This is a genomic window from Bradyrhizobium sp. LA2.1 (genome assembly GCF_040547725.1).
GTDB classification, from domain to species: Bacteria; Pseudomonadota; Alphaproteobacteria; order Rhizobiales; family Xanthobacteraceae; genus Bradyrhizobium; species Bradyrhizobium barranii.
Genome location: NZ_JBEPQI010000008.1, coordinates 1 through 26,128 on the forward strand (window position 1 = coordinate 1; position 26,128 = coordinate 26,128).

The 26,128-nt window shown below is 58.5% G+C and carries 25 protein-coding genes, 1 tRNA gene and 2 pseudogenes; 14 read left to right on the forward strand and 14 right to left on the reverse strand.

The window, feature by feature from the left end:
• Positions 1-258: 258 nt before the first annotated feature.
• Positions 259-2,049 (reverse strand): adenylate/guanylate cyclase domain-containing protein, encoded by a 1,791-nt coding sequence (locus ABIB95_RS16930; protein WP_354240729.1) that lies wholly within the window; start codon positions 2,047-2,049, stop codon positions 259-261.
• Between the two features lie 527 nt (positions 2,050-2,576).
• Between ABIB95_RS16930 and ABIB95_RS16935 the strand changes: the two genes are divergently transcribed.
• On the forward strand, positions 2,577-3,614 hold the full coding sequence (locus tag ABIB95_RS16935; protein ID WP_354240731.1) for an ABC transporter substrate-binding protein: 1,038 nt from the start codon (positions 2,577-2,579) through the stop codon (positions 3,612-3,614).
• Between the two features lie 318 nt (positions 3,615-3,932).
• On the forward strand, positions 3,933-4,349 hold the full coding sequence (locus ABIB95_RS16940) for a DUF4142 domain-containing protein (RefSeq protein WP_354241150.1): 417 nt from the start codon (positions 3,933-3,935) through the stop codon (positions 4,347-4,349).
• A gap of 1,155 nt (positions 4,350-5,504) precedes the next feature.
• On the opposite strand, the gene ABIB95_RS16945 is transcribed toward ABIB95_RS16940, so the two are convergent.
• The 4 genes from ABIB95_RS16945 to ABIB95_RS16960 form a co-directional block, all read right to left on the reverse strand.
• Positions 5,505-5,687: a hypothetical protein gene (locus tag ABIB95_RS16945; RefSeq protein WP_354240733.1), complete on the reverse strand. Its 183-nt coding sequence runs from the start codon at positions 5,685-5,687 to the stop codon at positions 5,505-5,507.
• Between the two features lie 1,778 nt (positions 5,688-7,465).
• On the reverse strand, positions 7,466-7,720 hold the full coding sequence (locus ABIB95_RS16950) for a DUF4231 domain-containing protein (RefSeq protein WP_354240734.1): 255 nt from the start codon (positions 7,718-7,720) through the stop codon (positions 7,466-7,468).
• Positions 7,693-7,920, reverse strand: coding sequence for an SLATT domain-containing protein (locus tag ABIB95_RS16955; protein ID WP_354240736.1), 228 nt, complete (start codon positions 7,918-7,920; stop codon positions 7,693-7,695). Before ABIB95_RS16955 ends, ABIB95_RS16950 begins: the two co-directional genes overlap by 28 nt.
• Entirely contained in the window at positions 7,917-8,366 is a 450-nt protein-coding gene (locus ABIB95_RS16960; RefSeq protein ID WP_354241152.1) for a TIR domain-containing protein, read from the reverse strand. Before ABIB95_RS16960 ends, ABIB95_RS16955 begins: the two co-directional genes overlap by 4 nt.
• 34 nt (positions 8,367-8,400) lie before the next feature.
• On the opposite strand from ABIB95_RS16960, the pseudogene ABIB95_RS16965 reads away from it, so the two are divergent.
• The 5 genes and pseudogenes from ABIB95_RS16965 to ABIB95_RS16985 all read left to right on the forward strand — a co-directional run.
• Positions 8,401-8,676: pseudogene (locus ABIB95_RS16965) on the forward strand (transposase); the annotation flags it as partial.
• Between the two features lie 216 nt (positions 8,677-8,892).
• Complete coding sequence (locus ABIB95_RS16970; protein WP_354240738.1) at positions 8,893-10,260, forward strand: IS110 family RNA-guided transposase; 1,368 nt, start codon at positions 8,893-8,895, stop codon at positions 10,258-10,260.
• Positions 10,261-11,160 (forward strand): annotated as a pseudogene (locus ABIB95_RS16975) (IS3 family transposase); the annotation flags it as partial. It lies immediately after the preceding gene.
• A 772-nt stretch (positions 11,161-11,932) separates the two neighbouring features.
• Positions 11,933-12,505 (forward strand): Crp/Fnr family transcriptional regulator, encoded by a 573-nt coding sequence (locus ABIB95_RS16980; RefSeq protein ID WP_354240740.1) that lies wholly within the window; start codon positions 11,933-11,935, stop codon positions 12,503-12,505.
• A 345-nt stretch (positions 12,506-12,850) separates the two neighbouring features.
• Positions 12,851-13,330 (forward strand): phasin, encoded by a 480-nt coding sequence (locus tag ABIB95_RS16985; RefSeq protein ID WP_354240742.1) that lies wholly within the window; start codon positions 12,851-12,853, stop codon positions 13,328-13,330.
• Between the two features lie 2,255 nt (positions 13,331-15,585).
• Here ABIB95_RS16985 and ABIB95_RS16990 read toward each other — a convergent pair.
• Complete coding sequence (locus ABIB95_RS16990) at positions 15,586-16,467, reverse strand: hypothetical protein (RefSeq protein WP_354240744.1); 882 nt, start codon at positions 16,465-16,467, stop codon at positions 15,586-15,588.
• A 56-nt stretch (positions 16,468-16,523) separates the two neighbouring features.
• Positions 16,524-16,733: a ribbon-helix-helix protein, CopG family gene (locus tag ABIB95_RS16995; RefSeq protein ID WP_354240746.1), complete on the reverse strand. Its 210-nt coding sequence runs from the start codon at positions 16,731-16,733 to the stop codon at positions 16,524-16,526.
• 102 nt (positions 16,734-16,835) lie between these two features.
• On the opposite strand from ABIB95_RS16995, the gene ABIB95_RS17000 reads away from it, so the two are divergent.
• Complete coding sequence (locus ABIB95_RS17000; RefSeq protein ID WP_354240748.1) at positions 16,836-17,249, forward strand: hypothetical protein; 414 nt, start codon at positions 16,836-16,838, stop codon at positions 17,247-17,249.
• A gap of 83 nt (positions 17,250-17,332) precedes the next feature.
• Here the strand turns inward: ABIB95_RS17000 and ABIB95_RS17005 are convergent, their stop codons facing one another.
• Positions 17,333-18,631, reverse strand: a complete 1,299-nt coding sequence (locus ABIB95_RS17005) for a tyrosine-type recombinase/integrase (protein WP_354240750.1) — start codon at positions 18,629-18,631, stop codon at positions 17,333-17,335.
• A gap of 116 nt (positions 18,632-18,747) precedes the next feature.
• A tRNA-Glu gene (locus ABIB95_RS17010) sits at positions 18,748-18,822 on the reverse strand.
• 224 nt (positions 18,823-19,046) lie between these two features.
• On the opposite strand from ABIB95_RS17010, the gene ABIB95_RS17015 reads away from it, so the two are divergent.
• Genes ABIB95_RS17015 through ABIB95_RS17025 form a run of 3 tightly spaced genes read left to right on the forward strand, consistent with a single transcriptional unit; the run spans position 19,047 to position 19,777 of the window.
• On the forward strand, positions 19,047-19,301 hold the full coding sequence (locus ABIB95_RS17015; protein WP_354240752.1) for a PilZ domain-containing protein: 255 nt from the start codon (positions 19,047-19,049) through the stop codon (positions 19,299-19,301).
• Between the two features lie 56 nt (positions 19,302-19,357).
• Positions 19,358-19,603, forward strand: coding sequence for a hypothetical protein (locus ABIB95_RS17020; RefSeq protein WP_354240754.1), 246 nt, complete (start codon positions 19,358-19,360; stop codon positions 19,601-19,603).
• Positions 19,604-19,609: 6 nt separating this feature from the next.
• The gene (locus ABIB95_RS17025; protein ID WP_014495480.1) at positions 19,610-19,777 is read left to right on the forward strand and encodes a hypothetical protein; all 168 of its coding nucleotides are present in this window, start codon (positions 19,610-19,612) and stop codon (positions 19,775-19,777) included.
• Positions 19,778-19,909: 132 nt separating this feature from the next.
• Here ABIB95_RS17025 and ABIB95_RS17030 read toward each other — a convergent pair whose 3' ends face one another.
• On the reverse strand, positions 19,910-20,548 hold the full coding sequence (locus ABIB95_RS17030) for a glutathione S-transferase family protein (protein WP_135213549.1): 639 nt from the start codon (positions 20,546-20,548) through the stop codon (positions 19,910-19,912).
• Between the two features lie 327 nt (positions 20,549-20,875).
• Positions 20,876-21,328: a VOC family protein gene (locus ABIB95_RS17035; RefSeq protein ID WP_014495478.1), complete on the reverse strand. Its 453-nt coding sequence runs from the start codon at positions 21,326-21,328 to the stop codon at positions 20,876-20,878.
• A 302-nt stretch (positions 21,329-21,630) separates the two neighbouring features.
• On the opposite strand from ABIB95_RS17035, the gene ABIB95_RS17040 reads away from it, so the two are divergent.
• Positions 21,631-21,837: a hypothetical protein gene (locus tag ABIB95_RS17040; RefSeq protein ID WP_028151003.1), complete on the forward strand. Its 207-nt coding sequence runs from the start codon at positions 21,631-21,633 to the stop codon at positions 21,835-21,837.
• Complete coding sequence (locus ABIB95_RS17045) at positions 21,834-22,556, forward strand: hypothetical protein (protein WP_354240756.1); 723 nt, start codon at positions 21,834-21,836, stop codon at positions 22,554-22,556. The genes ABIB95_RS17040 and ABIB95_RS17045 overlap by 4 nt, the downstream gene beginning before the upstream one ends.
• A 468-nt stretch (positions 22,557-23,024) precedes the next feature.
• On the opposite strand, the gene ABIB95_RS17050 is transcribed toward ABIB95_RS17045, so the two are convergent.
• Together ABIB95_RS17050 and ABIB95_RS17055 are read right to left on the reverse strand one after the other, a co-directional pair.
• Positions 23,025-24,164, reverse strand: coding sequence for a hypothetical protein (locus ABIB95_RS17050; RefSeq protein ID WP_354240758.1), 1,140 nt, complete (start codon positions 24,162-24,164; stop codon positions 23,025-23,027).
• Positions 24,165-24,223: 59 nt separating this feature from the next.
• Positions 24,224-24,439 (reverse strand): hypothetical protein, encoded by a 216-nt coding sequence (locus tag ABIB95_RS17055; protein ID WP_354240760.1) that lies wholly within the window; start codon positions 24,437-24,439, stop codon positions 24,224-24,226.
• A gap of 102 nt (positions 24,440-24,541) precedes the next feature.
• On the opposite strand from ABIB95_RS17055, the gene ABIB95_RS17060 reads away from it, so the two are divergent.
• Complete coding sequence (locus ABIB95_RS17060; RefSeq protein ID WP_354240762.1) at positions 24,542-25,408, forward strand: hypothetical protein; 867 nt, start codon at positions 24,542-24,544, stop codon at positions 25,406-25,408.
• A gap of 311 nt (positions 25,409-25,719) precedes the next feature.
• Here the strand turns inward: ABIB95_RS17060 and ABIB95_RS17065 are convergent, their stop codons facing one another.
• Entirely contained in the window at positions 25,720-25,905 is a 186-nt protein-coding gene (locus ABIB95_RS17065; RefSeq protein ID WP_028151001.1) for a hypothetical protein, read from the reverse strand.
• Between the last annotated feature and the right edge of the window lie 223 nt (positions 25,906-26,128).

Consider the following 26,128-nt stretch of genomic DNA (forward strand, 5'->3'; position numbering starts at 1 on the left):
AACCGCCGCTGCCTGAACGGGTCAGATGCCGCCCTCGATACGAAGGCCATCCGTCAAAAGCGCGGGCGTCACCGTGCGGAGAAAATCGCGCTTACCAATCAGGCCGATGTCGGCTTGTGGCCCATCGCGTCAGTTGGCGCAGTGCCACGACATGTCCGAAGCCGGGGGGTAGACCGGAAGTCCCGAACAGGGGCAGACTGGCACGATTGACCCATTTCGGACGAAGATGACGCCCATTGGGGTCTAACATGACGAACGCTATCCTTCCGGCACCCCGGCCAAACGCATGCCCTCAACGAGGCGTTCGTGGACAGCAAGAAAAATAGGATTGTCGCTCGGTAGGTGAGCGCGAAACCGACTGATGGTGAAGCTTGGATCAAGCGCAAGTCCCGCTCGTACGGTGTCGCGCGCCTGGTCTAGTTCGCCAACCCACGCAAGCACTGCTCCGAGAGGGAAATGCGCGAACGAATGGTTTGGGTTTGCGTCGAGGCCCCGACGCATCCAGACAACTGCCTCGTCATCGGCACCGAGTTGCGCCTTGGCAAAGCCGACATGCGCCATCCAACGAGCGGCATTGGTGTCGCGAGGAGAAAGGCGGAATGCCTCGTTTATGTGAGTTTCGGTCTCTGCGCCTCGACCAAGGAAGAACTTGGCAAAACCAATGAGAGCATGAGCGCGGGCTAAATTGCGATCCAGCGCTAAAGCCTGCTCGCATTCCGCGATGCCTTGGGCTGCGCGTTTCGTAAATATTTGCGTGTAGCCCAAAGTCAAGTGAGCCAAAGCGTGGTTTGGTGCGACGGATAGTACCCTCATTATGGTTGTCTCCGCCGCAGCAAGCCGCGCTGAATAGTCATCGGCTATAAAGGAAGCCCCTAGTGAGGTATCGACCCGCGCCAAGCCGACCATCGCCTCAATATTTTCGGGATCGAGCACAAGGGCCTTTTCGAAAAAACTGCGCGCGCGTGTCAGGCAACCGGGGGTCTGCCCCCTGTTGAACCAGCTGCTGCCTTGGAACACCAAGTCCATCGCGTCGGGACGCAGTGAACACTCCGCTCGCCGTGCCTCGGCGGTAATGAGTTCGGCATCGAGCGCGTTGGCGAGCCTCGATACTATTTCATCCTGCATGTCAAAAAGGTCGGCAACAGGCTTGTCAAAGCGTTCGGCCCAGAGGTGGTTGCCCGTATCGGCGTCAACCAACTGTACGTTCACGCGGAGGCGGTTACCGCTTCGCTGCACAGAACCTTCGAGCACATAACGGACGTTCAGCTCACGTCTCAGCTTCCTTACATCCAGGGCTTTGCCCTTTAACGTGAACGCGGTGTTGCGCGCAATCACAAACGCGCCACTGATGCGCGATAAGTCTGTAGTGAGGGTCTCGGTGACTCCATCCACGAAGTACTCTTGCTCTCGATCACCGCTGAGGTTGGTGAAAGGAAGCACTACTATGGATAGATGAGGCGCCGAAGCCGTGTCCGACTTTGCGAGCGCACCCTGGGTCGCGGGGCTTTGCTCTTCCCAGACCACGGCAAAGGCCCGGACCGGGCGGGCAATGTTTTTAAGGCTCTGCTCACCCATGTCGGCGAACTCGACGCCAACTTTGCCTCGGACGTGATCATACGCAGACAACGAGATGCAGATGCCGCCGGGCTCTGCGATCGTCTCAAGTCGCGCCGCGATGTTTACTCCATCGCCGAATATGTCATGAGCCTCGATGATTACGTCACCGATGTTGACGCCTACCCGGAAGGCAATGCGACTGTCTTCCGCGTCTCCAATTGTAAGTTCCTCAACTCGGATTTGGAAGCGTACTGCCGCTCGGACTGCTTCAACCGCGCTCGGAAATTCTGCCAAGATCCCATCGCCAGTGTTCTTCACGATGCGGCCACGATGCTCCGCAATCGCGGGATGAACAGCTTCCGTCAGGAGCGTTGTAAGTTTGGTATGAGTAACCTCTTTGTTGTCGTGCATTAGCCGCGAGTAGCCAACCACGTCGGCGGCCAATATTGCCGACAATCTACGCTCGACTCGGACTGGCTGCTCTTGCACCATGGCCCGCAAATCCGATCCACGGCACACCGTACACCGGATCACAGAGGACAGCCAAACTCGCTATGACGGCTGCCGCCTAACTGTTCGTTGCTCATTGGCTAGAATGACAGTCGCGCTGACCGATGCTGCGGATAATGGGGCGTGCCGATATGTCGCTGAATGGCCGATATTGTTGCAGAAGGCGAAAATCGAGCGACCCGGAAAATCGCTCCTAAATTGGTCTTTGGACCTCTCTGCCGTTGCGTCGCTTTTCAGCGCCACTAGGAAGGTCCGTGATCGAGTTTGGATGAATCGGTATGGTCCGCGCGCAAAGCGCATCGGCGGCTCTCAGAATTTTCGTTCGCCACGCCATAAAGACTTTTGCAACAATATCGGCCCTTCGCTGCCGTTAAAGCGGTGCCGCTACATGTCGGTTCAGAGGGGTAGACCGGAAGTTTGCAGCCGAGCGCTAGTCCGACGTTTTTGACCCATAGCGGGCATTTGGTCGCATAATTAAGCATCCGGGCCGATCTCCGGGGGTGCTAAACTTGCGCCAGACGATCATCTTTCTTTTCGCCGGTGCGGCCATGAGGAGGCGGGCTTTTCTCAGTGTCATGTGTGGTGCGGTGGCATGGCCGCTCGCTGCGGCGACACAGCCGAGCACCAACAGCAAGCGTCTTGCTATCTTCAGTCCGGCCCACCTAAGCGCGCACTTGCACGAGCATAGCGACAGTAGATTTTCTCGAGGTTCCTTCTTCGCCGAGCTTCGGCGGTTGGGGTGGATCGAGGGACAAAACCTCAAGGTCGAAAGTTACGGCCGAGAGCAGAACACGTTCGATCCCGAAGCCATGGCGACGGAAATCGTTCGGAGCAACCCGGATGTCATCTTCGTCGTTGCCCTTTACGCGGTCATCTTCAAAAAGCTGACGTCGCGCATTCCGATCGTAGGGATCACTGGCGACCCCATTATGCAAGGGCTCGCCGAAAGTCTGGCTCACCCGGGCGGCAATTTCACGGGAGTGACCGTCGACGCCGGTCCATCCATTTATGGAAAACGGATCGCACTATTGCGCGAGATGGTTCCGACGATGTCGAAACTTGGCTGTCTCGCACTTCGATCGCAATGGGATCAGCCGAACGCAGGCGCTTTCCGCACCGCGGCCGAAACGGCAGGCCTCCCTCTCTCGGTGTCTTTGCTAGAAATCGGTACCAGCGAAGCAGGCTATCGGGCGGCGGTTGAGAGCATCTCCCGCGACGGAGCAGATGCGGTCATGGTCCTCGAGTCGCCTCAAGTCTTTCAAAACGGCACTTTGATCGCCAAGCTGCTCGGCGACGCGAAGCTTCCGGCAATTTTCGCGTTTGCCGAATCCGTCGAGGCCGGGGGCTTAATGGCCTATTCCTTCGATCTGATCGAATTGTTTAAGCGTGTCGCCAATAACATCGACGCAATTCTCCGAGGAGCAAAGCCCGGCGACATCCCGATCTACCAGGTAACCAAATTCGAGTTGTCCCTCAACCTCAAGACAGCCAAGCGGCTGGGGCTTTCTGTACCTCCTACGCTCGTCGCCGATAAGGTCATTGAGTAAACAAGCAAAGGTCCGATTATGTCCCAACTCGGACCTTTGATAAGATCCGCTACTAGGCCGCTATTAGGGACAAAGCGGACCTCGTAAGCCTCATCGCCGCGTCTGTTTATGAGTCACACCCTAAATGAAACCGCCAATCCGCTATGGCACAAGGAGGCCATGGCAGAGTCATTCGGCAACGAATTTAAGCAGGCCAAGCCGACGATCTTTGCGAACCACTGACCCCTTTCAACGAGGCCGGATATGCTTCAATTGGAACCTGTTCGACTATTGCGTGTTCATCGACAAAACAACTCACAGGAGCGCGCCTTGAACAGAATGCTTTTGTCGCTCGGGACAGCAGCCTTGCTGGCGATCTCAATTGCCAACGCATCTGCGAAAGATAAGCAAAGCGAAACGTTCCTCAAGAAGGCAATCGAGGGCAATTTCGCTGAAGTGAGCATGGGAGAGCTGGCGCAGCAGAACGGTCAAAGCGATGCCGTCAAGTCTTATGGCAGAATGCTTTCCACAGACCATGCTGCCGCCAATCAGAAGGCTTTAGATGCTGCCCAGGGACTGGGAATGAACCCACCAAGCGGACCGAATGCGAAGCAAAAAGCCGGACATGACAAGATGTCAAAAATGTCCGGCGCGGGCTTCGATAAGATGTTCGCGACTCACATGGTCGCAGACCATCAAAAAGATGTCGCAGAATACAAGAAGGCATCTAAAAGTAAGGATGCTGCCGGAGAATAGCTTCCGGCCAGATAGACACGTTGCAAAAGCACCTGGACACCGCGAAATCGTTGAAGGCCGGTAATTGATCGACGCCGGAGGTCTCAAGTAGCTCATCTAGAATTTGGCCAAACAACCGAGGCGCCAATTGCCGGTGCGGCTCAGCTTTGGCTGCTTCTTTAAGTTGAAATAGCGAGCTTCGAATGATGCTTGGCTACGGATCTGCCGCAATGTGGCTGAATGACGCTCCGCTCGCCGCATCTGCACGGGTTTATGAGTGCGCGTCCCTTAGCCCGCGAGGCCTATCGTCGAATTTCTTCCGATTTCCTTGTCGGCAATCGCCTCGGTTGGTTCGCTGGGATTGGAATGATGAGCGAGGAAGAAGCCGACCGAGATCGAACCGAAGCTGAAGAACGCCGCCGTTTGGCCGATAGAGCAATGAGACAGCCGGACAAGGAAGCCTGGCTGAGCCTGGCGGCGGATTGGCTGAGCCTAGCCGAAGGCGCTAGCATGCAAGTGGAGGGTAGGGGATGAGCTTGTTGTTTGGTTCTGTTCGCCCAGCATTTGTGACGCGAAAAGGCCGAAGCGGTTTCACTGCGGCCGGCGGGGTTAAAATGAAAACGTGAAATATGGAGTTCAGCCCCGGCGAGATAAAGCGTACAGCGACGGCGCCGCTGCGCAATGTTGTCGAAATCACACTTGGGAAAAATTCCAGTGTACGTCAGCTCAACTGACTGAGGCTCCGATTTAGCAGCCCGTGCTCGGTGAGGTGCCGGTGGCGGATTTAGTTGAGCCTGCGGACGTTCCGCATCCGCTATGATGCGAGCCGCTGTTCACTCCGCCAGCCGGAGTAGTGGGAGTCGTTTCTGAATTCGTTCTCGTCGTGTTTGTGCTCTTAGTTGACGGGGCGGGCGGCGAACTTGCGGCGCCTGGCGCGCCAGCGTTTGAGGAAGGTCCACCACTCGCCCCGCCACCGCCCTGCGCTGATGCCGCAGAAAGTGATCCGAGGATGAACGCGGCGGCCAATACGATTCTTGAAAGCTTCATGTTTGCGCTCCCGTTGCGGTCTGCTCGCAACCGGCCGCCACAGCGATGGTTCCTAACTGACCTATCACGAGGAGAGCTAATAAGGCTGCTCGTTACGGTTCCTGTTCCGAGCCTCAAACAGCCGTCCAATTACCGCTGATGTCCTAGCCCAATTCCCAACACCAAGGCTTTCTGACGTAGCGCGCCCTCTGTCCGCTTGGTCATCTTGGCAAACTTTGAGACAGGCGTCCGTGCTTTCGAGTGCGCCTTCAATTCCTTGATGTCCGCAGCGGTCCACTCGCGGCGAGCAATCTTCTTTGTCTTCTTGGCCAACTCGGCGCTCCTTCAATGTTGAGGGCGCGGTCTAACACATGGCACGCAGTGCGCAACCCCGTGCGCATCTTCTCCAGACCAGAGCGCGACCTCGGATTTAACCGCGCGCGGCGGACGCGAGACCTTAGTGGTCAAGCGGATGGCTCGTTCTGGTTCAGCACATCTACAAAACGGGCGTGTAGGGTCATTTCGTTCTTAGACCCGTCAAGCAAAACGCGAACGCGGTGGCGCGTTCCGCCAGATCCGAGAACAACGCCCTGTCGCCCGGCCATTCTGGGACCCGCCGCGGAGGTCACGATGATCCGCTGCCCTTTCACCAGCTCGTTTTTGACGAGTGTGAGGTCCAGTAGGTTCGGTAGGTTACGTCTGTTTGACGGAAGCACGGTGGAAACTTAGCGCCGCCGGACGCGACGAAAACGTCTCGTCGTCGTACCAGGTAGTTTGCGATCAGCAGCCTGACAGCCAAGACGGCGAGCGGTAGCAACAATCTCGCAGATCATTTGGACCTCGAAACGTTCATTTACCTCACGAGATCATCAAATCGTCAAGCCTCGTTGTGTTGCGCGACGAAATCTACGTTAGACCATCCTTTGGAGACGAATGCCCAACGACGATTTCAAGCGCCAAATCGACTAGCTTCCAATCAATCTAAAGCGCCAACTCGCGACCGTCGCGCAGGAGGCATCAAGGCTAGCATCAGCGAGTCGAGCGGCGGTTTTGAGGTTCAGGGCGGAAACGGCCTATAGCCTTGCGATACGGCTCGTAGGCGCGTCTCACTGCTAAACTCAGGCCTTAGGCTCGTCCGGAAAATCGAAGCTGAGAAAAATGAGTGCGAACGCTCCGACGATCGCGAGCGCAACGCATAGCGCCGCGATTCCGTAGGGCCACACCGCTGATCTCCCTTGGGAAAAACAAAGGCGACGCGCCGAGTATGATGGCGCGCCGACTCCGCCATGCTGAACCCGGACAGGGCAACTCGTCCGGTATGACAGCGTAACCGGGCCGCCGAATGGCGCAATCGAAGCCTGAAATTAAGCTTGAGCAGTAGGGTAAATGCGGACGCTAGTTTCAAGTGGCCGGATAAGCCAGATCGCCATCCGAATCATCAAATCTCGTCGTCCAGCTCGGCGCTAAGCTGGACCAATTCCAAAGCGACATGAATCAGGCCGCCGCCATCGCGCCAGGACTTTCAAAAGGCGGGCTTTGACCTGATTACCGACGTGGAGAACATAGATCCCGAATCTTATCTGCTGCACTGCATGGAAATCCAGCGTCGTAAACGCTTCGATGGACGCCACGTTGTAGGCGGCCACGCGATATTGACAACGGTCGCAGCAAGCGGCGTGACGCAGCGCGTTGCGTACGTGTGGCCTGAAGATCAGCCCGGCAAGAGGATTGAGCCGGGGCCGATAGATTGGTCCGCGTGGCAGGCGGCGGGCGGCGATTGGTAACGCGGGTGGCCTGGCGCGGCCGCAGACATAGCTGCCAACCGCGAGTTGCACGATGCGAGCGCGACAGTAGGGCGCAAGCACCGCGAACCGCAATTATGCTTTTGCCGTACCGATCACATAGCGAATCTTGCCTGCGATAGGCTGCGATCGGATTACGTTGAAGATGGTGTTTGGGTCTTCCTTTAACATTTCGATATGTTGAGAACGGAGCGTAATAGTTCCGTCTCGGAAGGGATGTTTACCGGCAGTAAGACACTTAAGGTCGGTAAGCCGTAACTCCATGTTGTTTCCTCGTTCTACTCGGTAGCTTTGCATCGGTTTTGAGAATTACCCCGTCTGTTGCTGAGGTACCTTCTTAGGGTCGTACTCCTGCCGAGTTATCCATTTCGCGTGCTCTGTTGAGACCAAAGACTCAACCCGTTCAACAAGAGCTTTGTGAGCTTCGATGTCGTTCATTCCGTCGTAAGATCCGGACCTCGCAATGAAAGAATATTTTTCGTGGCGAAGTGCCTCGCATGTTGAGCGATACGTGATCCAGTTGTGCTGCCATTGGTTCAGTTGCTGTAGGCCTTCGAGCAGCACTGACCGGCTCCTATCGTTGCGGTCACCCAGCCATTGGCCAGCAAGGCTGTGATAGGAACCAGGCCGCTCAGGACAAATTCACACAGCTTTACTCGCTTAAACCAGCGCTGCGCAGTCCCAGACTTCGAGTCATACCACTCGATTTGCTGCTCGAGTCGCAGATAACCGGAATTCGGCTCGTCGTCGGTGGACGCTATCATTTTGCCTCGATCAGTCTCGCCAGATGATCATGATCCCACAGATACCACGGAAGGCCCAGCTGCTTTGCCAAAGCCGGCAGCCGAATGGTCTCCGGGCCGTCCTTGAGTCCCATGAAGATTAACTTGTTGCCCTTGGCGAAGCTCGTCTCCAACTCCCAGTCGACCCATGCACTTGAGTACGTGAGCGCGCTCACCATACAGACGGTAACGGACGTCCGCGCGATTTTTTCGCGAATTATCGATTTGATGTAAGAAGCGTTCTGGCTGTCGATCGCGGTCTGCACCGACTCATCGTAAAATTCGATATCGAACTTGTCGTTCGCGGCCAGCAGACGCAGCCCATTGACCTGTGACTTATCTTCGTGGCGCGCCACCACGCGAATCAGGGGTGCAGTATGAAACGGGTATTCATAAGCTTTCGGAGCTGCTGCCGGTTTGATGGACACCAAGATTAGGTGTTTCATGAAGCCGGAGGTGGCGATGAAAAGACGGAAGTTCAGCCGCGAGTTCAAGGTCGAGGCGGTCAAGCTGGTGCGGGAACGTGGGGTGTCGGTGGCGCAAGCCGGCCGTGACCTGGATGTTCATGAGAACGTACTGCGCAAATGGGTGAAGGAGTTGGGCTCCGACTCGGCGCAAGCCTTTCCCGGCCACGGGCAGATGAAGCCGGAGCAGCAGGAGATCGAGCGGCTGCGCCGTGAGGTCGCCAAGCTGAAGGCCGAGCGGGATATCCTAAAAAACTGTCCAGGGCCGTTGCGCGCCTGTGCGGGGTAGAAACAGCACTGTGTTATCCTCTGCGGCGGGGAGGGTAGCGGCCGTCAGCTTATTGGAGGCACTGTCCCCGTTAAAAAACGTGGTCCATGGGTGCATGCGGACTTGAGAGTGGTGACGCCGCTTCGGCTGCGATCCCGATTAGGAAGATGACGATTGGCATAACCCAGACCCTTCCGCTCATGATTGAATGGAGGATTTGCGATGCCCCAGAGGACGACCGGTGACCGGCCGGAATTGAAGCCAGTCAACGTCAGCGCGGCCGCCATCGACATCGGATCAAAGATGCACATGGCTGCGGTGAACCCGGACTGCACTGACATTCCCGTGCGCGCGTTCGGCACATTTACACAAGATCTCCATGATCTGGCGGATTGGTTTAGCGCGTGCGGCGTGACCAGTGTCGCGATGGAATCCACCGGGGTCTATTGGATCCCAGCCTATGAAATCCTGGAGCAGCGTGGATTTGAGGTTATTCTGGTCAACGCCCGGTACGCCAAGAACGTGCCCGGACGCAAGACCGACGTCAGCGATGCCGCGTGGTTACGCCAGCTTCATTCCTATGGACTGCTACGAGGCAGCTTCCGACCCGATGCCGAGATTGCAACCCTGCGGGCCTATTTGCGGCAGCGCGAGCGGCTTGTGGAGTATGCCGCCGCCCATATCCAGCATATGCAAAAGGCCTTGATGGAGATGAACCTGCAGCTCCATCATGTCGTCTCGGACATCATGGGCGCCACTGGCATGCGGATTATCCGGGCCATTGTTGCAGGCGAGCGCAATCCTGATGTTTTGGCAACCTATCGGGACGTGCGATGCCATTCATCCACCGAGACCATTCGCGCGGCACTGGTAGGCAACGACCGGCACGAACATGTCTTCGCTCTGAGCCAATCGCTAGAACTCTACGACGTCTACCAGGAGAAGATGCTGGACTGTGACCGTAAGCTCGAAGTCCTGATCGCCGCGCTAGGAAATAAAGGGGCAAAGCCGGTCGGAAAGCTATCCAAGCCGCGCATCAAGACCAAACAGATCAACACGCCCACCTTTGACGTCAGGACCGCGCTGTACGGCGTGCTCGGCGTCGATCTGACTGAAATCCACGGCCTGGGTCCGTCGCTCGCATTGAAGCTTATCGGCGAGTGCGGCACGGATTTGAGGGCATGGCCGAGCGCCAAGCACTTCACGTCCTGGCTCTGCCTTGCACCGGGCAACAAAATCTCCGGCGGCAAAGTGCTGTCTTCGCGCACCCGGAGATCTTCCAGCCGGGCCGCCGCACTGTTGCGGTTGGCGGCCACCACGGTGGGGCGAAGCGATACGGCGCTCGGAGCATTCTATCGCCGCCTGTCCTTACGTGCGGGTAAGTCAAAGGCGGTGACAGCGACCGCCCGCAAGATTGCGGTTCTATTTTACAACACCCTCCGGCACGGCATGAGCTACAGGGATCCAGGTGCCGAACAATATGAGCAACAATATCGCAGCCGCGTTCTTGCCAACCTTCAGCGCCGGGCCAAATCGCTGGGCTTCGTTTTGCAGGCTATTCCGGCGGACGCCAATCCGGCTGTTTCTTAGGAAGGCCGCAGCCTACTTCGCGAAGGAAGGGACATGAAGTTCGCCTTCGTCGCGAAGCACCGGACGATCTGGCCGGTGGCATGGCTATGCGATGCGCTGGGAGTGTCGCGGTCGGGCTTCCATGCCTGGCTGAACCGCTCTCCCAGCGCCAGATCCCGCAGCGACGAGGAGCTCGGCGGCAAGGTCAAGGCCAGCTTCGCCGCCAGCGACCGCACCTATGGCGCACGCCGGGTGTGGCGTGACCTGCTCGCCGATGGGGCGGATTGCGGCCTGCACCGGATTGAGCGGCTGATGCGCCTGCAAGGCTTGCGGGCGCGGCCGCGACGTCGGCGCTTGCCGAAGGACAGCGGCGATCGACAGCTCGAGACCGTACCGGCGAACCTCCTTGACCGGCAGTTCGCCGCCGAGCGGCCGAACCAGAAGTGGATCGCCGACTTCACCTATCCCTGGACGGCCGAAGGCTGGCTCTATGTCGCAGCGGTGATCGACCTGTTCTCACGCCGCGTGGTGGGCTGGTCGATGAGTGCCGCCATGACGGCACAGCTCGTGACGGACGCATTGTTGATGGCCGTCTGGCGGCGCGGCAAGCCGGATGCGCTGTTGCATCACTCCGACCAGGGCAGCCAGTACACCAGCGAGCAGTTCCAGCGCCTGATGGCCGACCACGGCATCGTTTGCAGCATGAGCCGCTCCGGCAACGTCTGGGACAACGCGGCGATGGAGAGCTTCTTCTCCTCGCTCAAGACCGAGCGTACGGCCAACAAGATTTATCGAACCAGAGATGAGGCACGCGCCGATGTGTTCGACTACATCGAACGATTTTACAACACGACCCGCAGGCACTCGACCATCGGCTATCTCAGCCCGGTTGAGTTCGAGCGCAAGGTGGGATTAGCTTAACCGGGTGTCCATCAAACCGGCAGCAGCTCAACCATCGGCCGTCAGTTCGTCGGACTTCATCGCGCTGAGCCCAGCGTACCTGGCCGCCTCGCTGCGCACTTGTAGCAGTGTGGTTGTCCGCTTCTGACGGCCGTACGGAAGCGTCACACAGGGTTAGAGCATTACCGCTCATGATCCAACTGAGACATCAACTTGGCCCTTCTTCGGTCGGTCCTTAAATCCCGGCGTCCCTAAGTCCGCTCGACGCAGATGACAAAAAGCAAGACGCTCAAGAGCCTAACTCACGTTGCCATGACTGATTCTCCGAGCCGGGTCGGGTTCGATGGCGGCTACAGAATCCCTTAGGTGAGTCCGGCGCTCTGGTGGAGGCTCGCCTGCCTCTTAGGAGCAAGTGAAAGCTCGGCGGCTCCGAAGAGCCGCCGAGCGCTCGCAAATAGGAATATAACGCCCTTACCGTATTTCTACGGCGCGCTTGGCATGCGGGCCGTCATTCACCGCATGATCTGAGTTAAGCGCAGGAACTCAAGGCGGACTGGCGGAGTTTTTGCACGATGCTTGAGCCCGGTGCTGGGTCGATTGCTGCAGTGCACGGGTGATATCTGGGGTTCTCCGAAATGGACCATGTCCCCACTGGCAATCGACTGCTCGACGCCTTGCCGCGTTCCGACTTTGAGCTGCTGAGGCCCCATCTGCGTCTGGTGGGGTTAGAACGGGACACAATCCTGCTTCATTCCGGCAGTCTGGCGGAGCAAATTTTTTTTCGACGAGTGGCTTGATCGCTTCCATCATCGAGATGCCGAATGGACAAGCGGCGGCGACCGCAGTTTTTGGTAACGAGGGCGCCTCCGGGATGCTGGTGTCTCTAGGACCTGTTCCATCTCCGACGACCGCTGTCGTGCGTTTAGCCGGAAATGCCTGGCAAATCTCGCCCATGCCCTTTAACGCTGCGCTTCAGCGGAGTAGCTCGATCGGGAAGATGGTGCAGACGTTTACCCGTTCGCTTGTAGCGCAACTCCAGCACATTGCCGCCTGCAATGCGCTGCATCCTGTGGAGCAGCGCATGGCCTTGTGGCTGCTGCGTCTGCGCGACCAAACCGGGGACGATGCGATTCTGCTGACGCAGGAGGCCATGGCTGAATTACTCGGCGTACGCCGTCCTACGGTGACGCTGGTCGCTGCTAAACTAAAGGACGCCGGCGCTATCCGATCGACTCGGCGAGGCGTTGTCGAAGTTGACAGACGACGACTCGAAGCGACGACGTGCCAGTGTTACGAGGCAATTTCTTCCCGCCTCGATCGTATCGTGCCTCCAAGCAAGCCGCCGTCGATCTTTTCAGCGAGATAAACTCGATCCGGGCGGGCCGCGCGCTGGAGCGCGTGTTGCCGGGTGCGCGAACTGTCACGGCTCCGTGCTGCAGCGCACTCAAAAAGATGCTCATGCCGCACCCGCTTCGGTTGTTGTTAAAAAAAATCAGACCGAGCGTCGGAAATCGTACCGAGGCTTTCAGCTTGCGCCATCATAGTCGGCCGCAGGGGAGGGGCGGCGCGGTGACCTGTGGTCACATTTCCGATCTCCTGGAAGTTGGAAGTAACTCTCGGAACCGTCCGCGGGGTGCAATCTCCGCATGTGCGTCTGGGAGGCAATTCGGTCATCGTTGATTTGCGGGTTCGCCTGAAAGGATCAAGTCCAGTGAGTGATGCCAACGTGAAAGTCGAAGGAAATGCCGGCGCATCGAAAACTGACGGAAGCGCGAACGGGGAGAGCGCCATGCCGCTTTTCGCGATCCCGGGTCTGTTTCGAGGTTTCGCCGAGCAGGGCGCCGATCGGGCGAAGGAGCACTGCCAGAAGTTGCAGGCCGCCTCAGGCGAGATCGCCGAGGTGGTGCGTGAGGCCTACTCCGGCGGCACCAAAGCCGCCGCAGATTACGGCGCTAAGATTATCGAAATCTCTACGGACAACACCAACTCCGCGTTGGATTACATAACTACTTTGATGGACACGAGGTCGCTTTCCGAGGCCCTCAACCTTTGGGCCGCGCAGAGCCGCAAAAATTTGGAAGTCGCATCAGCCCAGAACAGAGAGCTTTTGAAACTCGCGCGGAAAGTTGCGACGGAGTCGGCTGAACCGGTCAAGAAGAGCTTCGCGAAGGTGCTGCAAACCACGTTGTAGACAGACTGGCTGTCCACGTTCCGTCTCCCTGAGGGAAGCCGGCTGGACCAAGCGTCTCCGCGAAAAGTGGCGGTCCAGCCGACTATTACGGTCGAACGCGGCTCTTGCGACACAAGCGAGTTAGGGGAGCTACCCAAGCATGGGTATGGTAATGATCAAATGTCCGGAGACGGGACGAGCTATCCCGACCGGCATCAATGCGGACCAGGATAGCTTTCGCAGCAGCACTGTGTTCTTCGCCCGCAGCTTTTGCGCGAACTGCGGCACCGCGCACGAATGGTTCGCCCGGGATGCATGGCTTCAGGAGCCGAACTGGGCAAGGAGCGCCGTGCGACCTTTTCCGGACGCGCGGCACACTCGACACGGATGAACCATTCAGCCTGGCAGATCAGGATGCAATGTAAAGCCGTTCAGGATCTGAATGTCTCGCTCTGGCCAACGCGGAAGTTCTGCAACGTCAGCGTTTGCGCCGGCTGTCAAGGGGATAGCGGACGTCTGCCGCGTCCGCCACTTGTGAGTACGCGCCCCTTAGCCCCTCATCGCCTATCGTCGAGTTTCCTCCGATCTCCTGCTCGGTCAATCTCGCTTGGTTCGCTGGGAGTCGAATGATGCGCGAGGAGGAAGCTGACCGCTATCGAATTGAGGCTGAGGAATGCCGCCGTTTGGCTGATAGGGCGAGACAGCCGGACAAGGAAGCCTGGTTAAGGCTTGCAGCTGATTGAATGAAGCTGGCCGCCAGCTTGGGCGATGAGCGTAAGAAGTGAGGCTTGTTGGTCAGCGCGTCTGTTTGCCAAGCATTCGTCAATGCGAAAAGGCCGCAGCGGCGAACCCCTGCGGCCAGCCGGGTTAAAATGAAAACGTGAAATATTGAGTCCAGCCCCGGCGAGACAAAGCCTACAGCAGCCGAGCCGGCGTGCGGTGTCATCGAAGTCACACTTCGCAAAAAACTAAATAGGTCAGTTTTGCTGACTGAGGGAGGGCTCGCCGGGGCTGGCGAAAGCGAGCCCTCAACCTCAAATGCGAGGCCGCCGCCATCGCAGCGCGACAGTCTGCACCCGATCGCGTCAGATTCATGTCAAACCAATATCGAAATCTGGCGGCTCGGAACTTAATACGATCGAGCTAGCAGTGTTGAGGGCGCGGTCTAACGTGGCGCGTGGTGCGCAAGCCGCGCACTTATCCCAACCACCGTCGCGCGACGGCAATGTAAGCTCGCGCGGCGGACGCGAGACTGTAGCGGTCAAGCGGATGGCTCGTTCTCGTTCAGCGCATCCACAAAACGCGCGTGTAGCGTTATCTCATGCTTTGATCCGTCAAGCAGAACACGAAGGCGGTGGCGCGTTCCGCCAGATCCGAGAACAACGCCATGTCGGCCGGCCATTCTGGGACCCGCCGCTGCGTTCACGATGATCCGCTGCCTTTTCACCAGCTCGTTTTTGACGAGTGTGAGTTCCAGTAGGTTCGGCAGGCTGCGTCTGTTTGGCGGAGGCATGGTGGAAACTTAGCGCCGCTGGACGCGACGCAAAACGTCTCGTCGTCGTACCAGGTAGTTTGCGAGCAGTAGCCTGACAGCCAAGACGGCGAGCGCGACAGCAACAATCTCGCAGATCATTTGGACCTCGAAAACGTTCATTTACCTCACGAGATCATCAAATCGTCAAGCCTCGTTATGTTGCGCGACTGGATCGACCTTACACCATGGCGGCAGCGACGGCATCAACTCAGCTCGGCAATGTAACCGCGCCCCTCCACTTACAGGACACCAATGGCAAACGATTTAGTCGTCCAACTCGGCGCGAAGCTGGACCAATTTACCGCAGACATGAACCAGGCTGGCGACATGGCGGATAGCGCCGTGAGCCGGATTGACAACGATCACAGCAAGCGGCGTGACTCAGCGCGTCGCGCACGTGTGGCCCGAAGATCAGCCTGGCAAGAGGATTGAGCCGCCACTGATTGATTGGGCGACGTGGCGGCGGCAGCGTGCCGGTGCAATCCGGGGAGGTTAAGGAGAATAAAAGGCCAAAAAGTAAACAAAAATCAGCTATGGTGAGACAACGGCGATGAGCAAAATCACAATGGTTGACCGGGTGGAGTCAAAGCGGCAATGGGTTTCCGGTCTAGCGATTACGCTAACGGCTCTCGTGTGTCTTTTTGCTTTTTGGCACCTTTCGCCGGGTTTAACGTTCATTATAGCTATTTGCTCCCTGACTGCTCTCGTGGCGTTGTTCTGGGTGGCTGGCGCCGATCAATAATCAAACTTTAGGTTCGATCACTTCAACTACAGATCGCCCACGCGGCTTGACGAGCCAGACGTCGCCAACTCGCGCCTCTTTCACCTGAAGTCGAATGGTCATGCGAATGCCTGTGCGCAGACGTTCCTTCACGTGATCTGACTCAAGCGCCGCTAAGAAGTGAGCATCTCGCATTTTTGCACTGAATTCCGGTAAGCCGTCAGCGGGCTGGAATCTCCAGGATCGTGGCTTCGGCAATAGGGTCGGGGAAATGAGCGTCACGTTAACGATGGGATAGATGGTCCTCTCATCTGGCTCCGCTTCGGCAGGCACCCATAAGCCGCTTTTCTCTGCGAACTGGTCGCTAGGTATCAAGATGAGCGGTGCATATTTCGGGCCTTCTGAAACGCCGGCTCCAACGATGGATGGGTCTTGTTCCAGCGCTTTGAAGAATTTTTGTCGCCTTATGCCAACGTCGGGATTCTTGTGCGTGCGCTCGATCAATTCATGGAGAAGTTGGCTATTCTCTTCGATGAGCTTTCGGTCGTCTTCTTTCAACGCAACTTCGTGCTGCGGCCCAAAGTAGAGTTTGTAAGTTGACACGCCAGTAGTGGGGACGAAGATAGCAAGGGCTACGGCGAGCTTCTTGAGGCGCGGATAACGACCGCCACCCCTGTCTACCCTTTCCAACTGGCTTTCAACCCACTCAAGGACGGTATTAAGCTGCAGACTGGCTTCGTCCGCATCAACTAATCCGATGTTGATTCTAGAGCCCGGTTCGATCTCCTCCGCAGCGGCGCGCGCCGACTCAAGCCATTCCAATGCGGCGGTCGCGACCACTTCAAGATCCGCTTTTTCCCCCGGCTTAAGTCTAAAATACAGACCAATACTATCGTCGCCCATCAGCAGAATACCCCCGTCCCCGCACAACCATTACGTGCGGGAGACCGGAGTGGCAATTAGCTCTTGGGCTTGCCCAGCCCCAAATCCACAAGTCGTCGAATTGCCTCCGACCTCGATGGCTTGTCGGGCCGCTGCGCGGCCCACTCGTCTAGGCGTGCCATGAATTCGTCGGACAGGCGGAAGGTGCGAGCGGGGTCTGTGCCCGTCGCTGGCCTGCCTGCACCGGGACGCTTCCCGCCAATTGATTTACGTATTGCGTTTTTCACAATTCAGTATTACGTTTTTCAGGCTTGCGACGCAAGCGATTCGTCGTGGTGCTCGAACACCACGACGAATCTGACCCGCAGCCACTGATTGGAAAGCGACTGATGGCTAACGCCAAAACTATCACACCCACGCCTATTTCCCGCCAGATCGTGGAAGCTCAAATAGATTTCTTAATCGACCTTCTCGACACCCTCGATGACCCCAACGCCGAGCCCTCCCTCGGCTTCTCAACGGGCGGCTGTTTCCCCGAGACCCAGCCACAAACCGGCCCCGGCTTCCACATGAACTACAATCGCGGTCAGGATCTAGAGGACGAGCACGACGGCGCGGAGCCGCATGAGGATAGCGAGCCGTCGTTGGGGTGGACCTCCACCACCAACCAAGCCGCGCCAGCGTGGCACGCCAACCACCTGGGCGCCGTTGACCTGGAGGACGGCGTCGGCCCGGTGCGGAAGAAGCGGCCGGCGTCGAGGACGGGCAATCGTGTGTTGGTTGGCGCGGCGGTGTTGGGCTAACATCCGAACGGTGGCGTGACGATGCCCCCAGCCTCCACCGCCGCCGAGGCCCGCTCTGGCGCAAGCTGGGGCGGGCTTTTTACTTATCCCACCGTCAGCGCGATCGCCTGCAGGTACTTCGCTTTAAGCTGCAGCCCATAGCCGTCACCATATTTCGGCTTGCCGGTGGCATGGCCCATCAGCTCGTCAACCATTTCTTCAGGGCACTCTGCGGCCTTGAGCCGGTCCTTGAATGCGTGGCGGAAGCTGTACACTGAGTGCCTGTCGGTTGGCAGCAACTTGCGCGCCTTCATGTGCTTCATCAACGTGGCGCTCAGGGTCGATCCCCTGTCGTGGTAGCGCGGGAAGCCTGCCGGGTGGCGCTTCATCGCCTCCAGCGCCATTCCTACAAGGGGGATATCGCGCTCGCTATGCTCTGTCTTCAGAAGTCTGCCCTCGGCTTCGACGCGGATATACGGGATCTCTGTGCCCAGCTTTATCCGGCCCTTACTGAGGTTGACGATCTCGCTCGGCCGGCAGCCGGTTTCCATAGCGACATAGATCACGTCGCGGGCCTCATCATTGAGCCCGTCGAGCGCGTCAGGCGCGAGGATGACCTTGCGGATATGGTCGACCGTGAACGGCGCGCGGCTTCCATCCCGGCCGCCATCGATCCTCGTACCACTGAAAACACTATCAAGGCCAAGCGCCAGCCGCTTGTTTACGGCTTTGATCATGCCGCCAATGTGGCTAATATTTTTGTTGGCACTGTTAGGGCTAATACCCTCCGCGATCGTGCGGCCTTCCCAATAATCCGCATATGCGACGGCGTCGGCGCGTGTCAGGTCCTGCAACGCCTTGTTGCCGCGCTGCTCAATCAGGATTTCGACCGCGCGCTTCTTCGCGCTGGTCCACTTGCGGCGCTGGTCCGGGCTCATCTTCGAAAGCGGCGTCTGTTGCGTTTTCTCATATTCGGTGAACAGGTCGGATAGCATCACCTTCGGCTTCTCGACGGCACCGAGCACAGCGTCAACGACAGCGACGTCGGTCTTGCGGTCGCCGACATTCAAGGTCTCGATCCGGGTGAGCAGTTCGCCGATATCACGCCGTGCTGCTTCGTCCGGCGTCAGGTAGTCCACGCCCATCGACCGGGCGATGGTGACTGCATCGCGCCAGCGCTGCTTACCGGGCGTACCGGATGCAAGGCTGCGCCAGTGTGCCTCCTGTTGTTCGTTGAGCCGGGCAGCCACCCTTGCGGCTTTCGAGCCGGAGCGGTCCTCGGCGACCGGGATCTTGGTCGTGATGACGATGAACTTGCTCTTGCCACCGAGACCGGCAAAAGCTTTCGGGACGCGGCGGTGGTACTGCCAATAGCCGTTCCGCTTGGTGAGATAATCAGGCATTCCCGCGCCCCATGTATCTACGTAATGTATCTACGTTTACATGCGGTTAGGACGTCTGAAATGTCAAGTCCTACGCTCAACTAGCGGATTTTGTTGACTTTTTGCTATAGTCAATTTGGCGCTCCCTAGCGGAATCGAACCGCTCTCTCCACCGTGAAAGGGTGGCGTCCTAACCGATAGACGAAGGGAGCAAACACAAGGCCCCGCCGCTTTTCACAGCATGGCCGCCGGCCACCCGAGTCGAGCCCGGCGGCTGCAGCGGGCGAACGTATAGTGGCCTTTGGCGCCGTGGGCAAGCCGTTCGGGAACGGTCTTTTGGCACCGGTGGATAGCCTCCAGCCCCGTTACATTCGGGGGCGATTTCAACGGTTTCTTAGGGGGCCTGAGCTAGCGCTGGAACCGGAGAAATTTGTCCATGCCCCAGCCCAAGAAGCGCGCAGCCCGCAAATCGCTGTCGCGGCACGCCTGGATCACGCTCGACGGCGGATTCGCGGCGCGGCATTGCCTGGTCCAGGACATCTCCGATACCGGCGCGAAGATCACGATGGACGAGGACGCGAGCCAGCTCCCGGGGGTGATCCGGATGGCGTTCGCGCGTGACGCCCGCACCGGGCGGAGCTGCCAGGTGATCTGGCGCCGCGGCAAATCGGCCGGCGTCAAGTTCATCTGATCCCGGGCGAGGCGACCCGGATGGCGCGCGGCGCCGGTCCGGGCTAGAACGGCTGCATGCGCGCGCCGCTCCTCATCCTCATCCCGTTGCTGGCCACCTCCGCGGCCGCCGCCGAGGCCCTGCGCCTTCCGCCTGCCGAGCGGCCGCAGGCCGGCAAGGCGCTGCCGCTGAAGGGGACGGGGGGCACGGCGAAGGCCGGCTCCTGCGCCTCCTATGGCCCGCGCTTCGTCATGGTCGAGAGCACCGGCACCTGCGTGAAGATCGGCGGCTCGGTCAGCGTCGAGACCACGGTCAGGCGCTGAAGCCGGATGCCGCCCGATCTCATGCGGCCCGACATCATCGTCCCCTTCGTGATGTATTGCGCGCTGCTGTTGTGGGTCGGCCGCGGCCTGAGCTGGACGGCCAAGCTCGCCACCGCCGCCGTGACGTTGGTGCTGATCATCTGCGTGCTGCTGGTCGAGCGCGGCTGGCGCTAGGCACCGCCCCAAACAAAAACTACGAAAACAACCCCATGCACAGTAGTCGTCAAGTCCCGGCGCGACGCTTGATGCGTGCGCCATGACGACGATTCATCGCGCCGTCCGCGCAGCTTACGCCGCGCCGCCGGCTCACGACATCGGCGGTGCGACAAACTGTGCAAATCCGGGCCGTTTGCCGAGCTCGGCGAGCCAGCGGGTCAAATGCGGCTGCGCCGGGCGGGTGATACCCTCGACGCCGAGCCAGCGCCGCGCATAGGCGCCGACCGCGATGTCGGCGAGCGTGAACTGGTCGCCATCCATGAAGCGGCGCGATGACAGCAGGCGATCGGCGATGGCCCAGACCTCGGCGGCGGCATCGGCATCCCGCTGCACCTGGATCATGTCGCGCTCGGCGGGGGCCGTGCGCACGATGCCCCAGAACACCGGACGGTCGACCGGCTGCACCATCGACAGCGTCCAGTCGAGCCAGCGGTCGACGCTGGTGCGCAGCTTCGCGGCTTCAGGATAGAGCGGCGTGCCGCGGCCATGCGCGAGGCAGAGATAGCGCATGATGGAGTTCGACTCCCACAGCACGAAGTCGCCCTCGACTAGCGTCGGGATTCGCGCGTTGGGATTCATCGCGAGATAGTCGGGCTCGCGGGTCTTGCCAAAGCTCATGCCGGCGTCGATGCGCTCATAGGGCAGGTCGAGCTCGGCGAGGCACCACAGCACCTTCTGCACGTTGACCGAGTTGGCGCGGCCCCAGATCGTCCGCTTGGTGTCCGGCATGAAGTCCTCCCGCGTTTCGCTTTGGCGCGCGTGATAGCGGAATTCCCTGGCGGGAGCGACGGCGATTGCGGCGCGCCCCTCATGCAAAAAGCTCCGCCGTCGGCGGAGCTTTCATTGCAAGCTAGACTCGGCAAGTTGAGCTTGGCAAATCGAACCCGGCAAATCGAGCCCGATGATCAGTGGCCGAAGAACAGCCACAACAGAATGATCACCGGGATCGGCACGCCAAGCATCCACAGCAACAGTCCTCGTCCCATTGCGTCCTCCTCCAATCGTTATGTCGGAGGGACAACACGGGTAGCGAGGGCTGGTTCCTGCGTCGCGGCCCTACCAGTGGCCGGTATTCGGCATCGACGACCAGGGCTCGGCCGGCGCCTTCGGCTCGCCCTTCTGCAGCAACTCGATCGAGTGCAGGTCTGGCGAGCGGACGAAGGCCATGTTGCCGTCGCGCGGCGGCCGGTTGATGGTGACGCCGGCCTTCATCAGCTGCGCGCAGGTTGCGTAGATGTCGTCGACCTCATAGGCGAGATGGCCGAAGAAGCGATCCTCGCCATACTTCTCCTCGTCCCAATTGTAAGTGAGCTCGACCAGCGGCGCGCCACGTGTTTGCGGCTGCTTCTTCAGCGCCTCGAGATCGTCCGCCGAGCACAGGAAGACGAGCGTGAAGCGCCCCTTGTCGTTCTCGATCCGCCGCACTTCCTTCAGCCCCAGCGCATCCTGGTAAAACTTCAGCGCGACATCGAGATTGCGCACGCGCAGCATGGTGTGGAGGTATCGCATGGTTGTTGCTCCCTGATACGGAGGTGTTTTGGTTTGGGCCGGAACGGCGGGGACAGGAGATAGCAGGAAAGTGCGGGGAGGGGCAGGGGGCGGGGGCAAATGTGCGTGAGGGAGAGACGGTGGGTGCGGTCAGCCAACTCAGCATGGACGGACAAGCCCTAGCGTCAGCCGGGACACGCAGATGAGTTCAATGCACCGTCACCGGAATTCAGCGCTTCTCGTCAATGAGCAAGCCCGGTCCTGCCGATGAACCATCCTCAATGTCACGGTCACTAATGGCCATATCTAGAAGGTATTTCGCCGTGAAATGGTTCAAGCGATATGCAATTGGCTGCCTGATCTGGTTGATCCTCGGCGGCATCAACGATGGCTACAGACGGCCCGGCGAAGACATGCGTTGGGGCGCTATCGTCATGGTGGCGGGTTTTTGGCCAATCGTGACCGCCGTCATCGTTGGCAGCTCTGTTGGCGAGGTTGCGCACAAGATCAATGAAGGGAAGCTGGGGTGACTGACGTGTCCGACACCCAGAAACTGATGCCCGCACTCTCGACGCCTAGGCGCGACCTGCTGAGGCGAGAAATATATAGGCAATTCGGAGTTGATGGTCGAAAGACGCTCTTCTTGCTCCTTCTCATTTTCGCGATCCCCGCGGACGACTGCTCCGCGCAGACACCGCCACCCCCAGTCGACGAACATGCGTTCGAGCGCGTGCCGCCGACAGTCGTGAAGAGATTGGCGACCCGCTTTTCGCTAGGCGCATTCGCCGGCCGCTTCGAAGAGACGCGGCTCGGCGCGGTTCGCGAAGCCGTCGGCGAAGGGACCATCCGACACCAAGGCGACGCTGGAGATAGCATCTATTGGCTGTGTTATCGGCGCGCGCAGCATCGATTATGGGTGGTGTCCAGCGGAGAGATGGGCGGCCCGGACCATCTCGTCACGGAGATCGTTGAAGAGCTCACCGAGAAAGACGCCGGGGCCTCGGCCGATTGCGCCATCATCCCGGAAAAATTCTCGCCCGTCGTCCTCGACAGCAAGCTGCATTTAGGTATGTCGCGTCAGGAGGTAATCACGGCGTTGGGACCGCCGTCGAAGTCGGAAGCTGCTCAGATCGTGTATTCTCACGAGGGAAAGCTCGCAGACGGTTTCGATGAGACCGCTTGGCTCATTCTCGGATTAGGTGAGGACAAGCTCGTGTCCATGCGCGGCGGCAAGACCACGACGAATTGAAGTGGCTGCGAGCAGCGTTCGCGCTTCGCGACGGATGCGAACGAGTCACGCTCGCTCCCGCACCAGCCCCATCAGATACCCCAGCTTCTCCACCACCTTCGGCGAAAGCAAGCCAATGGCACTTGGTCATCCACTTTGGCTTCGATGCCCCCGAAGCAGCGGCCGAACTGACCCAAGGTGACGAGCAGCCGGGATCAAAAGTTCGACGTTTGCGGATGCGATTGAATCCGTCTGTCACACGAACTGGGTCGCTATAGGGGCAAAGCCGACATTGCTTTTCGTCGCATCACGCCGCCGGGTTTATGGGTACACGGCCTAGTTTAGTGCACTTAATTGGCGCCCGCGAAAGAACGATGTGTCGTGACGCGGCGAGTATGCGACAGGGCAGGGGGCGGGGCAAATGTGCGTGAGGACCGAGTGGCCAATGGAGCTCGGAGCAATGCAGCAGCGTCATAAAGAGGCACGTAGCTAGTCGCGGTGGTCGCGGGGCCTCAAAATTCGGTCCAGAGCCCGCTCATGGTCTCCTTGGCGGTTCACAAATCGGAAGTTTAGCATCCCGGCAAAGTCGTAGGGGCTTTCCCCAGGCTCTTTCGGCACAAATGGCCCATAGTGGTCCAATCCAAGAAAGCCGGTCAGCAAGAGGCGATAAAGTGGGTGAGTGTACATGAACATGCTCTTGCCGGTGGACTGAATTACTAACCGGTCGTCCGCCATCGGTCGTCCGTGCAAGTAATCGTTCCGTGCTTGAAAAAGCTCTCCGTAGAGCCAGCAGGCAATATTCCGCTTCGGCAGATCGACCTTCTTCTTGGTACGGCCCTCATAACAGTCGTAGGCGAGTTTCTTGCAGTCTTCGGTGCGCCAATCGACATTCTCCAAGACACGATAGACTTCTTTGTAGCCGGCTTCTCCATTGTGGGGACGTGTCAGGATCTCACAAGCGCTAACCCAAAGTGCGACGCTGCGCCCCAACGATTGAGACGTAAGATCGGCATAGCCCGGCACCTGAGCTGCAGCGTGCGCCATGTTAAGGGATCGAAACAGTGCCGTGCTTCGCCAACGTGGGGTGGGGCTGGAGTAGTGTCGGGTCCATTCACCAAGCAAAGCCTTGAGCAGGACTTCGTCGTACTCCAGATAATCCCAGTGGGAGACCGGAAGGCCAGCAATCGACTGGCCCTTGAATTCGTTGAAGCGGTCGAAGCCTGCCAGAGCGGGATTATTCGTGGTTAGCAAGTTCAAGTCCTTGCTGAAAATCCATGCGTAAAACTCAAAGAACGTCGAATATTGGTTGTTACGCGCGTGTCCGTAGATGATCGTGTTCGTCCGGTTGTGAACGATCGAAGATATCGATATTGCATCGCGAAAGCTCCCAATGGCCTCCATAGACATAACCCACGGCGGAGCATCAGCGCGGGCGATCAATACGCTGGGGATGACTTGGCGTTGGAACGCATCAGTGAACGAATTCAGGAAAGGGTAGAAGTTTTGATTCCTCTTTGCGATCTCTTCGCAGCGGGGATCATCGGTTGCGACCAGAGCGAGGTACTCCAACTCCACGGGGGCCTTGACCCGTAGATTGGGCAGCACGAAGAGAGGAATCCAGGCGCTCATATCAACAATTGGCGAATCGTCATTTCTACCATGGCGAGCATCGCCTAATATAGGTAGGGTCAACGCGGGAGGCGTTGAAAATTTTCAATCATGCCGTAGATGATTTGACCGCTATCAGCATCTGCGAACGCAGACACATCCCGGGTCATCTCCATCTTCTTCCTGTCGTCTCTCTTATCGAGCGCGTCGGAAGCCTTGTATTCGAGGTGCAGGGTCTCTTTGACGATGCCCATGTGCAAAGCAACCAAATCGGCCTCGTTGTTGAGCGAGAACATGCGGATGTCCTATCGGGTGTGATCTATTGAAGACGGGGGTAGTGTTGCTTACCTTAGGTTGATTAGCCGAGCTGAGTCTCGGCCTTTGTCGATGAGGCTGATGTGACCGAGAATATGCTCGATAGGCTTCGGGACGTAGTCCTTTTCGTTGCGGGCATCATTGCGGTTGGATCGCTGATCATGGCGGCTTTCGAGGGATTCAATCAACGCGTTGCGTCGGCTTCGTTTCTCGGGACGCTGGGCGTTGTCTGCACCTTCATGGTGTTCATGCCGAAACTCGAAGTCTTCAAAGTTTGGGGCATTGAGGCGAGGTTGAATAAGACATTGGACCGAGCCGAAGAGATTTTGGGGAAGCTCCAGCACCTATCGGTCATCAGTGCCAAATCCACCTACATGAGTTACGCCTGGGCTAACCGGATCGGGTCGCCGTCCGCCAAAGCCAAGCAAGCGATTCTGGACGACGTCGATAAGCAGCTAACCGAACTCAGGGTCACCGAAGCGGAGAGGAAAGAAATCGTCGCTCCTTATGTGGCGCTCATCGGGTGGGACTTCTACCAAATGTACGTGCGGATCATCGATCGGTATATGGGAGCCAGATACTCGGACTTAGCCAATCAGATGAGCAAGGGAGATCCTAGCTCCGGCTCCCGTGCCAAGCTCGAAAGGTGGGCTGTGCTAGTTGGCGAGTGGAGAGCAAGAACCATTCGCGATGACCTTTTCGCTAAGGCTCAGCAATTGAAGATTGACGACCTTTTGGCTGTCGCCGAACCAGGAGAATTTATGAGCAAGGAAGAGAGCACCGCCTTGCACAGACTCCGCGATGATATTTCACGTCTGTTCAAGGACTGTGAGAAGAAGGGCGGCTATACGGCAGAAGCTGCCGAGTACTACGACCGCTATTTCGATATGGCCGGCTGGGACAAGAAAATCATCGAGCTATTCAACTACAACCCCAGCGCTCCGCGATAGCTCGGAATTACGGTGACAGTGCACTTAATTGCGCTGAGGCCGAGCACCGACCGAAGCCGCGAGCCAGCTAGGTGGCGATCGCGAATGAATTCAGTGCACTATCACCGCAATTCGCGCGTCAACCAGGCCCCAGGGGATCTGGTCCGGCAATTTATAGGTGACGGCGGCGGGTTGCGAAGGCAACGGTCGGGCCACGCATGCGTGACCGTCTGTCCGCGCGAGGACATGACACGACGCGGCTGCAACATCAAAAAGGAGGATTGCGAGGTGCGCGCGACAGCTACGTCCCTTGGCTAGCTCACTTGGCTAGTTCACTTGGCGTAACCCTGGGAACGGAGCCAGGCGATCTTGCGATCGCCGTTGATCCAGTCGTCGGCATCTGCCTTGCTGGCGAATCCGGTGATTTCGCGCTGTTCGTGGTCGGGGTAGTCCGCCAGTATCTTCCAGTCGCTGTCTGAGAGGCGGACGGTTTTGAAGGTCACTTTTGCTTTGGCCATGCCGCACTATGCAGGGAATTCTCTCAAAAGAGAACCCGCCTTGCGGCGGGCTTTTCGTCAATCCGCATCGGCATCACTCACGGTGACGGAAAACCAATCCGGCCCCGATCGGCCCGTTCCTCGGCGACGATGGCTGTTTTGAGCGTCGCGCAGTGACCTCGCCAGCAACCTATCGAACCGGCGCTCTCAATGGCCAACCCGCGGCGGTTGAACCCCGCCAGAG